We start from the raw sequence: 12,484 nt of genomic DNA on the forward strand, positions 1-12,484 counted from the left end.
ATGCTATCATTTTTTCGGTTTCTTGGTCGTCTTGATTTTTAGTTTCTCGTTTATTTTGATTTTCGTGTCTTTTAAGCCGTTCCATTTGACAATATCTTCAATCGTTACGCCGTACTGTCGGGAAATATCCCAAAGACCTTCGCCCTTCTTGACAACGTGAGTAATTTCCTCGACTTTTGGAGAGCTTGCCGCAGGCTTTGCAGCTCCGGGGATCTTTAGCTTCTGGCCGATTTTGATATTCGAGGAATTGCCCATGTCGTTCATTTCGCGAATGGCGGCAACAGTCGTGGAGTACTTCTTGGCGATGGCAAAGAGATTGTCACCGGCTTCGACAGTATAAATGATCGTTGTATTGACCGGTTCCTTCTTCGAGGATTTCGAAGGTTCAGAAGACTTTTCGGCCGGCTTCTTAGACGACTTACTTGACTTTTTAGAATCCTGCTCGACAGATTTAGCCAATTCCACAGGAATTTCATCTTCGTTCGCCTTGGACATCTTGCGCGGCGGACGGACGTAGGCTGGAATAGCAAGAGAATCACCGATAGTCAAGCGTTTAGTAAAGCCGCTATTTGCCTGCAACAGAAGGAACACAGGGACCTTATACTTCTTTGCGATTTCGGCATAAGTATCCCCCGCCTTGACCACGTACTTTTCGCCCTTCTTGAGGGCCACGCGCTGCTGAATAAAGCTTGACGGCTTCAAATCTGGCTTCGAGACAAAAATGGTATCGCCCTTTTTCACGTTATACCCAGTCTCAATATTATTCCAGATGCGCAATGATTCCTGGGAAACGCCAAACCGACGGGAGATGGAACCGAGGTTGTCGCCCAGCTGAACCACATACGTACGGACCTTCGTCGGCTTTTTACCTGTAGATCTGCGAGGAGCGACCTTGACAGGAATCAAAAGCGTACGCCCAGGCTTGAGCTTCGTCTTTTTCATGTCGTTTGCACGCTGGATCTCGGCCACGCGGACACCGTACTGTTGCGCAATCACCCCTATCGATTCGCCCTTACGAACCTTGTGCTGTTTCCAGCTCGAGAATCCGTTCTTTTCCATGCGGTCATAATTCTGCACAAAGGCGGCACGAGTCCCATACGGCAATCGGAGCAAATAGGCATCGCGGTTTGGCGGAGTGCACCACATGGTAAGTTCCATGTTCAACGTGCGGAGCGTATCTTCAGGAACCTTCAGGAACTTTGCAATTTCATCGAGAGAGAACGAATCGTAAACGGTAACCGTATCGTAAGCCGGCAGCTGACGCTTGTTGATCGCCACGTCGTAATGGTCCGGGAAGTGACCAATCACCATAGCGGCAAGGATTCGAGGCACGTAATGCATGGTTTCTTGCGGAAGCTGCAAGTCCCAATACGTTACAGGACGGTTGCCCCACGTTGAATCAGCCTTCTTTTCCCGAATCAACCGGCGAATTCGGCCTTCACCGCAGTTGTAAGCGGCCATGGACAAGAGCCAATCGCCAAATTCAGCGTACAAAGTCGAGAGATAGCTCAAGGCGGCCTCGGTCGCCATTTCCGGATTGCGGCGCATATCCACCCAGAAATCGACTTCAAGACCATAGCGGATGCCGGTTTCCGGGATAAACTGCCACATGCCAGCCGCCTTTGCACGGCTGTACGCCTTGACGTTAAAGCCAGATTCCACCAAAGCGAGATAAATAAGGTCACGCGGCATGCGCTTCTGCGCAAGCTTTGTATAAATCAAGGAATCATAAGCCGTCTTACGGGAGAGCGAACGCGTAATAAAGCCACGTGCAGATGTCGTCATGTAGTAGATTTCCTGCATGACACGCTCGTTGAAGCGGATCGGGAGAGAAAAACGCCCAGCATCCACCGTATCGAGGAAATTTTCAATGACGCGCATGGACGCACTGTCCGCCGTATTTTCATCGTAAGCGTCCACGCCATCAATGGTAAGGCTATCTTGAGATGTAGAATCCCCGCCCGCTTCCGAGAGGTTCGGGTAAACGTCCTCCAAAGCAAGGACAATGCGCACAGGCATCTGCATCTTGTAAATAGAATCTTCGGAACGGGTAAGCTTGCTCTTGGTCGAGTCGTACTTTTCGGTCACGAGCAATCGCAGCGATTCTTCAAGATAATGCTTGGAAACGGCCCATTCATTATTATCCATCGCCTGGAGGCCATACTGGTAATAGACCCATGAAGGTCTTGTAGAATCCCCGACGATTTCCTTGCCTGGATTTGGTCCGGGCACATCAATAGAAACCTTCTCCGGCTGGATAGGTTTTCCCTGAGATGACGCGGCAAGCTTCGCCTGCTTGGGAGCGCAGGCGGTCAAAAATAAAGGAACTAATGCAAAGCCGAGTCTAACGAATTTATCCGACCAAATCACTGGTCGAAATCCATATCCTCGCCGTAGTCAGACCAGATTGGGTTACGGCCAAAAGAGGGCTTGTCAAAATCGACTTCTTCGTCAACTTCTTCTTCCTGCGGTTCTTCTTCTTCCTTGATCAGATCATCTTCTTCGCCCAAGAAAGTCGGATCCGGGGTATCATCGAACGCATCACTCTTAGGACGACGACCACAATAGTAAGCCTTATTCATATAAGCTTTCCTCCAGTTTATTGCATCAATCTGTTCATGCCATATAGGATAACCCCACACATCACAAATGCGGTCACGATTTGCAGAATGATGATCACTCTGTTAATCTTATACGCCTTTTGCGACTTACGATGCCATGATGGCAATTTATTTGCGGAGTTATTGTTTCTCACTTCGGAAGTGAAATATATACATAAATTTGAAAATGCAAACAGTTAAACAAAAAAAATGTCTAAATTCTTTATGAAAAATGAAACAATTTCTATTATCCATTCTCGCATGCGCCGTTTTCCTGTTTGCGCAGTCCGGATTTTCCTTCAATAGTACCGGAATCCATGTTCCTGGAGCACGAACGATCGGTCCAGGAGACCTTTTTATCATGGGCGGATTTGAAATGGCTAGCAGCAGCAAGCCAGCCAGTATTGAAGGCTACATACTCGATGAGTATGATCATAAAAAATCCCTTTCCGACGACTCCCCTTCGAACTCGGTCCTTGGCTATGTGGGATACGGACTCCTCAACTATCTGGAAGTCGGCCTCAACATCAGCGTCCACTACGACGGCAATGCCGGCGGTACAAAACTTAAAGGCCCTGGTTTTGGAGACCTCGGACTATTGGTCAAGGCTCAACTTCCCAACCAGTCTCCAAAGGATCTTTTTAATTTCGCCGCAGCGCTAGAACTCTTTATACCCAGCGGAACTAACGAGAAAGGGCTACGTCCAAGACACCTTTGGTACATTCACAAGAATGAAATTACACACCCTTATTCCTCTGCTGATTTTTCCGTCGCCGGCACTCTTTACATGACGATGAACCTCCATAAGATTATCAGCTGGAATAACTATGCAGGTGTCCTTAGAAATCTGCAAAACAGCGAAAACATCTTTGTATGGGGTTCGGGAATTCAGCTGTTCCCTTATGAATGGGTGTCGCTCGTTCTTGAAGCCTCAGGAGAAACATGGATCCGCACAAAAGATGTGTGGCAAGGATTCCTGAACGACCAGCTGAGGTTTTCCCCGGGCTTAAAAATCAGGCTACCCAAATTCACGACGCTTTCGGTTAACGCAGACCTCGGCATGGACCTTTTCAGAAAACAGAAGATTGGCCGAGGACACCAGATTACCGTATTAACCGAAGGGAAAAAATATTCCTATACCGTACCCGGAAGTCCAACGATTGCAGCATCCATCAAGCTCAGCCGAACATTCGACCTCAGCGGAAAGATTGAAGACTTCAAAAAGCGAATGGACGCATGCCCCAAGTCCGGCCGAACATTCAAGGAAAATAAATACCGATGCGCTCCAGACGCCGACAAAGACGGCATCGCAGACGACTTAGACCAATGCCCCAACACACCGCCCGAAGTCCTCATCGACGACAAGGGTTGCCCTTTTGACAACGACAACGACGGCGTACCAGACTACAAGGACAAGTGCCCTCAGACAAAGAACGGTCACCCAGTTGATGAATTTGGATGTATTCACGACATCGACAACGACGGTGTGCCAGATGAATTCGACAAATGTAATGACAGTGCTCCAGACGAAGTCGTCAATGATTTCGGATGTATTCTGGACACTGACGAAGATAGCGTACCAGACATCCTTGACTCATGCCCCAACACCCCCGCAGGACTCACAGTCAATAAATACGGGTGTTTTTTGGACAAGGACAAGGACGGCGTCCCTGACGAATGGGACAAATGCCCAAACAGCGCACCCAACGAAATTGTAAACATGTACGGCTGCCCAATCGATTCTGACGAAGACGGCATTCCAGACTTTATGGACAAATGCGAAAACACACCATCAGGAGTAATGGTCGATAGCATAGGTTGCCGAATAGACCTGGACCACGACGGCGTTTTCGAAGAAGACGACAAATGTCCAGACACGCCCGAAGACGCGCCCGTAGATTCTACAGGATGCCCGATAGATTCCGACAAGGATGGCATTGTAGATTACCTCGACAACTGCCCGAACACACTTGAACGCACAGAAGTTGATTCGAGCGGATGCCCTATTCGCGAAAAATTAAACTTGGATAAAATAGCAAGGCGCATCCAGTTCCATAAAGGCATGGACAAACCGCTCAACTCCTCTTATACAGCGTTGAGTGACGTTGTTTCAATTATGCGACACAACAAGCAAATCGCCATTGAAATCCAGTGCAGCGTCAAATCGGGCGAAGCAATGGTCCCACAGGCACTTTCTGATGCGCGTGCGACATTCATCTACGAGTTCCTCATAAACAAAGGAATCAAGGAAGAACGCCTTAATGCTAAAGGCTATGGGTTGCAATTGCCCGCAAATGTCCGTGGACATGCAAAATTGAATCCCGTAGGAGTCAGACTGCTGCCGTACAACATGAAGGAAGAGTAGTTTTTAGCTGGCTGAGCTTAAACTAGTCTTTATCATTTTTGTTGAACACGAAAGCGATGATTAGCGCAACAATAAAATAAAGCGCTACCGCAGAAAGAAGCCCAAGAATCTCCGAGCCAGAAAGCGTCTCCACCTTGATGTAAAGGAGAACAGAACACGGCATAGCGAGTAAAAAAAGGATTCCTGGGATTTTCTGATTCATAGAATGTAAGATAGAAAATTGAATCGTCGTCTTTTGACAAGAAGACGATAACCTACTTCATCTTGATAATGTATCTGCCCTTGGGAAGGTTATTAAACTCAATATCGGTACCGTAAGCTTTTTTATGGGAGACAATTTGCCCCATCGGATTCAAGAGGTAAGCCTGATGAACGCCAGCGTTATCGAAGTGTACGCGGTAACCGTTAGGAATCTTGGATACCTTGTAGTTCAATGATGGACGAACTGTCGGAAGCGCTACAGAAGATTCGCTCGAACTGCTCACAGCAATTTCACTAGAGCTGGATTCGGCCGGAACGCTGCTAGAGCTTGACGCCGGAATGTTCGACTTGAACATAATGTTTCCGACAACGGTTTCGCCCGCAAGACCGCTTGCTGTCAGGTAAAAGTCCTTAATGCCGTTTACTTTAATCGTTCCGCAGCTTGCTTCGGACCAGCCGTTTGCAGAAGCTTTGGCAGTCGAGAGGTCGCATTCGGCAAGGACGGTTCCGTCCTTTTTGCCGTCGCGAATAGCAAGCTTGCCTGCGGCTGCGTTTTTCACCTGAATAGAGACGTTCGTATTGCTCTTGAGAGAATCCGTCACGACGTTTTCGAAAATCGCATAGCCACCGTCCTTGATGGCAAATTCATCCTTGTCGGTGAGGCGTACGCGGATGCCGTTGTCAAAGCCATTTGCCGGAATCGTATCGCGAATCACGCGCAAGAAGTCGATGCGGTCAAGTTCCGAGAAGAATCCATTCGGCTGCGGCTCGATTTCAATGAAGTTGCCACCGCGCTTGAGCGTAGCCGGAATCATCGCGACAGACTTTTCCGGGAACGTGCCCCAGGAACCTGTCGGCGGAAGCGTTACGGTTTGCGACTTGCCATTGACTGTGACTTTGTGCGTAGCATCGCCTTCGCCGCCGTTTGCATAGCGGTAACGCAACAGGTACTCACCAGCCTGCATGATGTTCATCGGCAAGCGAATCTTGGAACCTGCGGTATTGATATAAGCAAGATATTCGCCATTCGAAGCAGTATTGCTGCGCGTAATTGCAAGATCGCCCGAAACAGCTCGCGTCAAAACGCCGTGTTCGACTTCGGCACTCAAATAACGCCCGAGGAAGGGCTGTCCCATCTCAGCCCAATTGTCATCCGTAAAGACCACATCGCGAATATGGATGTGGTTGAACTTGTCACCATTGAGATCGTAATAGTGGTGCACAAAGCGTACACGGTTCAAGTCCTGGAATGCTTCGCCGCCGCCCGGACCCACGTAACGGCCATAGCGTTCCATAAGGATTGTGCCTCCGCCATTAGCCATATCGTAACCCGCACGGTCCTTATACGGACCCGTTACCTTATCTGCACGTCCATAAGCTGTTTTGTAAGTCGTCTTTTCAATATCATTGCCCTGCTGGCAGCAAATATCCCAAGCCGTAAACAAGAAATACTGGCCACCGTGTTCAATCAAGCTCGGACCTTCTTCGGCACCGTTACTGGCCTTGCTCGTGCGGCGAGCAATGTTGTAAACAGTTTTGTCATCGTTTGCCTGATAGCCCGTCTTTGCATCCAACTTAATCAACTGGATTCCAAGTCCGAACGAGCCAAACGCCATCCAGTAATTGCCCTCGGTATCGCGAACGACATCGGCATCAATCGCATTGTACTTGTCCGACGCCACCGTATGGAAAACATGGCCATGGTCTGTCCAGCCGTAGCCCGTTGTGCCAGGCATGATCGACTTTGTGGACTGATAACCGATAGCAGACGTGCGCTTGCCGAAAACGGAGACGCAGTAATACACGCGATATTCGCCGTTCATGTAGTAAACGTCAGGCGCCCAAATGCCTTCGGTCGTTGGCGCATACGTGTAAGCCCACTGCGGGATTTTACTCACCGTTGACTTGTGGTCACGCCAGGTGTAGGCATCTTCGGATGTCCACAGTTGCAAATTATTGTTTGTGCTCATGAGGGCGTAACCGTCTTCAAAGCGCACCATGCTCGGGTCATGACCCGGCTGCAAGTTGTCCTTGGCGTACCAATCGGCAGCCGAAACCGCAGAGACGCCAAAGGCGCCAATCGTTGCGAGAGTCGCGCATTTCACGAAAGCAACGAGAGTCGCGCCGTTCACAAGATTCGTAAAATTCAAAACCTTCATTTCCATACTCCTTAAAAATTCAATCTAATAAAACTTTACTGGATCCTTCCGCCTTCGGCGTCAGGATGACGGTGGGGCAAGACTTCACTGGATGGGGCATAGCCCCTACTCCTTGGCTCGGTTATAAAAATGAGTGAACTCATTTTTGCAACACTCGCCTTCTGAGTAGTCTTCGCTTCGCTCAGGATGACGGAGAAGCAAGCAATCATCTTACCAAAACCTTTGCGGTGGTGAGGACGGTGCGGACAAAGTACATTCCCGAATGGACGGAACGCACTTGGATTTCACGGCCATAACCACGACGCACAACAACACCGTTCACATCAAGCAAAGCCCAAGACGCATCAACGGCCAAACGAATCACGCGAGCAGATGCATCGTAGCGAACCTGCTGCAAAGCCGGCGCATTCAACGCATCCATAAAACCGCGCGAGCCATGCGCAATCCCTGTTGTCCCACCATTGCCGGAATCTGTCGGCGGTTCAACCTTCGGCAGTTCCGCTTTCGTAAATTGCACCTTCTGGTTATCCGTTCCCGTGCGAACCCACGTGATAACCGGCATCCCGACGTCCTTCGAAATGTTCAGTACATCGCCAAGATAATCGCTATCGTAATCCGCAAACAGATAATAGCCCTTTTCCTTCGATGCGTTTTCGATACGGATTTCGCAAGGCGTCGATTTAGTCGTTACAGTATCCAAGAGCGTTTTGGACGGGCAATAATAGCGGCCCGTTGCAAAATTTTTAAGCGTGTAATAACGCGCCGAATCGCCATTCGCAAGCACCCAAAGCTGCGCTTCGTTCTTTTCGTCCGCAACCTGCTGCACCACGATACCATCTTTATCTTCAAGAGCCAAATTGCTGTGCGAAACCGTCAAGCGATAACCGCCTTCTTCGATAAGCGCGTTGTTGACCGGATCGACGCCATCCGTATGCTTGATTTTCTGGATTAAGCCATCGCGGTCGTAATAGAGGTAATCGATATTCACGGAACGGCGGTACGTCCAGCCGCCCGGAGAATTTGCGCCATGGTACATGAAATACCAATGCCCGAGATACTTGAAAATCGCCTGATGGTTCGTCTCGGAATTATCCATTTTGTCGTTGATGACGCCTTTTTGCGTCCACGGTCCGTTCAGGCTCGGAGCCATGGAATAATTCGTCGTCGAGGGGTAACCCGAAGCATAGCTGAAGTAATAATTGCCACGGAAATAGTGCATCCACGGAGCTTCAAAAAAATCCTTAATCTTGATATCTTCAGGAGTCCCCGCAAGCTCGATCATATTTTCCTTGAGTTTCACGCGGCGGCCCGCATTCCACGAACCCCAATACATCCAGATATCGTCACCATCGTAAAAAATCGCAGGGTCAATGTTCAATTTCACGTCGTTCGGCGTATTGTCAGTGATAAGCGCCTGCCCGATGGCGTCTTTCCACGGTCCGGACGGATGATCAGCCACAGCAACGCCAATCGCAAAGCCTTCACTCCCGTTTTCCTTGATGGTTCCATGATGGACGGCCACATACCAGTAAAACTTGCCATTTCGGTATTCGCAGTGACCCGCAAAAGCGCTAGCATTCGCCCATTTGAACGTCTTGACGCTCAAAACAGCCCCGTAATCGTGATAATGCTCCATATCGTCGGTCACGAGCACATGCCAGTCATTCATGATGAATGCTTTATTGTTGTTGCCTTGCGGCCCCTGTTCATCATGTCCTGCAAAGATAAAGAGCGAGTCGTTATGCACAAGGGCGGCAGCATCCGCAGAATAAAAGTCCGTCGTGAGCGGATTTGCGGCAAAAGCCGATTGCACTCCAAATAGGCAAAAAACGCCCAAAACGGCACATTCCAACTTCGTAAAAAATACAGAAAGCCTCGTTCCCATAAACATCTCCATATCCACACCAACAACAATTTAAAATATATATCAAAAACCATAAAAAGTCCACATATTTATTTGTGACATCACATAATTTTAGTGTAAAACCTATAAATATTCCACAATTTTACGAATTAAATGTCCACATTTTGCAAAAAACGGCAAAAGCGGTCATAATCACCCATCATTCCAACAAAAACCAATAACGAATGTCCAATGGCTAATGGCCATATAGTACAAGAAGTATCATTAAGACACTACATGTTTAATCCGCAGGGAAAAACATTCGTTTATTTGAAAATTTCGATAGCTAGCCTTAGGAAAAGTAATTAGATTTCATATTGTGTAAATTTGATTAGGAGAGTGGATCATGAAAAAATTTTTGTTGGCCGCACTTTGCGTCACGTCAGCCATTTACGCAGGTCCGTTTATCACATGGAACGGAGCTGATGACGACGCCCCCGACCAGATTCAAACAGGACTCGACAACGGAACAGGAACGAGTGGATTCTGGTTCACCTACACAGACTATGTTGACGGAGGACAATCCATAGTCCATTGGGACATCGACATAAACCCTGAGCCACCATTCACACTAGAACCCATCATCTATGAATGCAAAGGAATATGCGGGACGGCTCGCCTCAGTAAAGGAACTTCAGCTTACAACCCATTTGTGGGTTTAGGCTTCAATGTTGCCGGAGAAATTTCAGAAAAAGATCGGACACTAGCCACTGGTGACGCTTCTACTTGGGGCGGACTCTGCGTGACCTACACATCGGATACAGACATAGCCCTGGAACTCGGCCTTGGCGAAAAAATTGACTCCACAATGAATTACGCAAACCCAGCCGTAACCCTCCCCGCCTCCCAAACGGACAAAAGAGTTGTTGTGTCGTGGTCCGACTTTAAGCAACCTTCATCGTACGATGGAGCTGTCAAATTCGATGGCGAAGCTGCGGCAAAGCAACTCGCTATGGTCAGGTTCAAGATACAAGCAGAGGACGGCGATTACCGTTTTAACATTTGTGCTGTTGGTCCAAAAGATGGAACTTGCCCAGAAAAATGCGGCATCCCCACCCCGCCGAACGATATCAAGATCGCTCGCGGAGTTTCTACAGTCAACGCTATTTTGGACGGTCGTGCACTCGGATTCACCGGAATTAAGTCCACTGCTACCGTTGAAGTGATAAATTCTCTTGGGCAAGTCGTGATGAAAGGCGCCATCAACAATGCGACGAGTAACGCAGCAACGCTTAACCTCGCCGCACTCGACGCAGGAATTTACATGGTACGCGTAAACGGGAAAAACGTCAATTTTGCAAAGAAGATTGTACTGAGGTAAAACAGCACGAGATGGAGATTCCCGGTCAAGCCGGGAATGACATAGGAGGCGATGATGAAAAAGATTACATTAGCAGCACTTTGCGTAGCAACGGCAACTTTTGCAGGCACTTTCGAAACCTGGAACGGAGCCGATGGAGTTCCCGCAGTAGAAACAGGACTAGGCAACGAAACCAATACCTACGGAATATGGTACGATTTTAATGACTCCTTCAGTGGCGGTGAATCAAAAATTATATATCCAGTTCCTCCATGTCACGAATATGAAACATGCGAACCTCACTATATGGATGCGGTTATCGCGCATTGTGAAGGAATATGCGGAACTGCCACTCTTAATAGCGGCACATTGACAACAAAACCGTTCTCCGGCATAGGATTTAACATAGTCGGAGAAACCTCAACCACAGACAAGACTTTAGTCGCGGGCAACGCCTCCGCCTGGGCTGGACTCTGCGTGACCTACACGTCGGATACGGACATATCCCTGGAACTCGGGCTTGGCGAAAAAATTGATTCAACGATGAATTACGCAAACCCAGCCGTAACCCTCCCCGCCTCCCAAACGGACAAAAGGGTTGTTGTATCTTGGTCCGACTTTAAGCAACCTTCATGGTACGATGGCTCCGTCAAATTCGACGGAGAAACAGCTGCCAAACAGCTTGTCGGAGTTCATTTTAAGATTCAGGCAGAACCGGGCGAATACGAATTCAGAATTTGTGCTGTTGGTCCAAAAGATGGGACTTGCCCAGAAAAATGCGGCATTCCCACCCCGCCGGACGATATCAAGATCGCTCGCGGAACATCCGCAGTAAGCGCAGTTTTGAACGGGCGCATGCTCGGATTCACGGGCATCAAGACCTCCGCAACCGTCGAAGTGATGAACTCGCTCGGGCAAGTCGTGACGAAGGGCGCCATCAACAACGCGACGCTTAACCTCGCCCACCTTGACGCTGGAATTTACATGATCCACGTTACGGGTAAAGCCGTTAATTTCACAAACAGGATTGTGGTAAGGTAATCTCATGAACAAGAAAAACGCTTTAGCCATCGCTCTTTGGGCAGCTTCATCAACGACATTTGCCGCAGGGCAGTTTGTCACTTGGAATTGTGCAGACGACAACATAACAGAAAACATTCAAACAGGACTTGGGAACGAAACCGAAACAAGCGGTTACTGGTTTGATTATCGAGACGACAACGATGGCGGCGAGTCCGCATTTATTTGTCCCTTTACAATAGATCCACCCTTTATATACTGTTCCGCAGGAATTATGATCGAAGAATGCGGAGGTTTTTGTGGAACAGCGGACCTCGCCAAAGGATCAATGACCTCAAGCCCTTATATAGGTTTTGGATTCAATATCGTCGGTGAAAAATCCTCTACAGACCCCACTCCCTTAGCAGGCGACGCTTCAACATGGGGAGGACTATGCGTCACCTATTCTTCTGATGCAGACTTGAAACTCGAACTAGGTCTCGGTCCTGTAGTAGATTCAACCATCAATTACGCAAATCCGTCGGTTACACTCCCCGCTGCAAAAGCTCCCAACATGTTAAGAGGAAATACAAATCACGGCAACAAGGTAGTCGTCAGCTGGTCCGACTTCAAGCAGCCCTCCTGGTACGATGGTTCCGTAAAGATTGATGGCGAGACCGCAGCCAAGCAACTCGTAGCCGTCAAATTCAAGCTTCAAGCAGACCCGGGCCGCTACAATTTCAATATCTGTGCAGTCGGCCCCAAAGATGGAACCTGCCCAGAAAAATGCGGCATTCCCACCCCACCAGAAGCCATCAAGGTCACTCGCGGAACATCCGCAGTAAGCGCAGTTTTGAACGGGCGCATGCTCGGATTCACGGGCATCAAGACCTCCGCAACCGTCGAAGTGATGAACTCGCTCGGGCAAGTCGTGACGAAGGGCGCCATCAACAACGC

At 48.8% G+C, this 12,484-nt stretch carries 9 protein-coding genes; 4 read left to right on the plus strand and 5 right to left on the minus strand.

What is annotated here, in order from left to right:
- Positions 1-6: 6 nt before the first annotated feature.
- On the minus strand, positions 7-2,370 hold the full coding sequence (locus B7990_RS05025) for a LysM peptidoglycan-binding domain-containing protein (protein WP_088639900.1): 2,364 nt from the start codon (positions 2,368-2,370) through the stop codon (positions 7-9).
- Positions 2,367-2,582 carry a hypothetical protein gene (locus B7990_RS05030; protein WP_088639901.1) on the minus strand — a complete coding sequence of 72 codons (216 nt, stop codon included), beginning with the start codon at positions 2,580-2,582 and terminating at the stop codon, positions 2,367-2,369. The genes B7990_RS05025 and B7990_RS05030 overlap by 4 nt, the downstream gene beginning before the upstream one ends.
- A 250-nt stretch (positions 2,583-2,832) precedes the next feature.
- On the opposite strand from B7990_RS05030, the gene B7990_RS05035 reads away from it, so the two are divergent.
- Positions 2,833-4,965: a thrombospondin type 3 repeat-containing protein gene (locus tag B7990_RS05035; protein WP_088639902.1), complete on the plus strand. Its 2,133-nt coding sequence runs from the start codon at positions 2,833-2,835 to the stop codon at positions 4,963-4,965.
- 22 nt (positions 4,966-4,987) lie between these two features.
- On the opposite strand, the gene B7990_RS05040 is transcribed toward B7990_RS05035, so the two are convergent.
- The 3 genes from B7990_RS05040 to B7990_RS05050 form a co-directional block, all read right to left on the minus strand.
- Complete coding sequence (locus B7990_RS05040; RefSeq protein ID WP_088639903.1) at positions 4,988-5,167, minus strand: hypothetical protein; 180 nt, start codon at positions 5,165-5,167, stop codon at positions 4,988-4,990.
- 52 nt (positions 5,168-5,219) lie between these two features.
- Positions 5,220-7,331, minus strand: coding sequence for a family 43 glycosylhydrolase (locus tag B7990_RS05045; RefSeq protein WP_254917329.1), 2,112 nt, complete (start codon positions 7,329-7,331; stop codon positions 5,220-5,222).
- 199 nt (positions 7,332-7,530) lie between these two features.
- A complete protein-coding gene (locus B7990_RS05050; protein WP_088639904.1) occupies positions 7,531-9,210 on the minus strand; it encodes a family 43 glycosylhydrolase in 1,680 nt (559 codons plus the stop codon).
- A 364-nt stretch (positions 9,211-9,574) separates the two neighbouring features.
- Here B7990_RS05050 and B7990_RS05055 point away from each other — a divergent pair, with 364 nt between their 5' ends.
- The 3 genes from B7990_RS05055 to B7990_RS05065 form a co-directional block, all read left to right on the plus strand.
- Positions 9,575-10,549: a T9SS type A sorting domain-containing protein gene (locus B7990_RS05055; RefSeq protein ID WP_088639905.1), complete on the plus strand. Its 975-nt coding sequence runs from the start codon at positions 9,575-9,577 to the stop codon at positions 10,547-10,549.
- A 54-nt stretch (positions 10,550-10,603) separates the two neighbouring features.
- Positions 10,604-11,569 (plus strand): T9SS type A sorting domain-containing protein, encoded by a 966-nt coding sequence (locus tag B7990_RS05060; RefSeq protein WP_088639906.1) that lies wholly within the window; start codon positions 10,604-10,606, stop codon positions 11,567-11,569.
- Positions 11,570-11,573: 4 nt separating this feature from the next.
- Positions 11,574-12,484 (plus strand): hypothetical protein (locus B7990_RS05065; protein WP_088639907.1); only part of this gene is annotated, 911 nt, incomplete at its 3' end.

The sequence above is a fragment of the Fibrobacter sp. UWB4 genome (genome assembly GCF_002210345.1).
Lineage (GTDB): Bacteria > Fibrobacterota > Fibrobacteria > Fibrobacterales > Fibrobacteraceae > Fibrobacter.

Excerpts from the sequence above, each read along its gene's own strand:
- B7990_RS05035 (WP_088639902.1), top strand. The coding sequence starts at position 2,833 with ATGAAACAATTTCTATTATCCATTCTCGCATGCGCCGTTTTCCTGTTT.
- B7990_RS05060 (WP_088639906.1), top strand. The coding sequence starts at position 10,604 with ATGAAAAAGATTACATTAGCAGCACTTTGCGTAGCAACGGCAACTTTT.
- B7990_RS05055 (WP_088639905.1), top strand. The coding sequence starts at position 9,575 with ATGAAAAAATTTTTGTTGGCCGCACTTTGCGTCACGTCAGCCATTTAC.
- B7990_RS05050 (WP_088639904.1), bottom strand. The coding sequence starts at position 9,210 with ATGGGAACGAGGCTTTCTGTATTTTTTACGAAGTTGGAATGTGCCGTT.
- B7990_RS05040 (WP_088639903.1), bottom strand. The coding sequence starts at position 5,167 with ATGAATCAGAAAATCCCAGGAATCCTTTTTTTACTCGCTATGCCGTGT.
- B7990_RS05030 (WP_088639901.1), bottom strand. The coding sequence starts at position 2,582 with ATGAATAAGGCTTACTATTGTGGTCGTCGTCCTAAGAGTGATGCGTTC.
- B7990_RS05045 (WP_254917329.1), bottom strand. The coding sequence starts at position 7,331 with ATGGAAATGAAGGTTTTGAATTTTACGAATCTTGTGAACGGCGCGACT.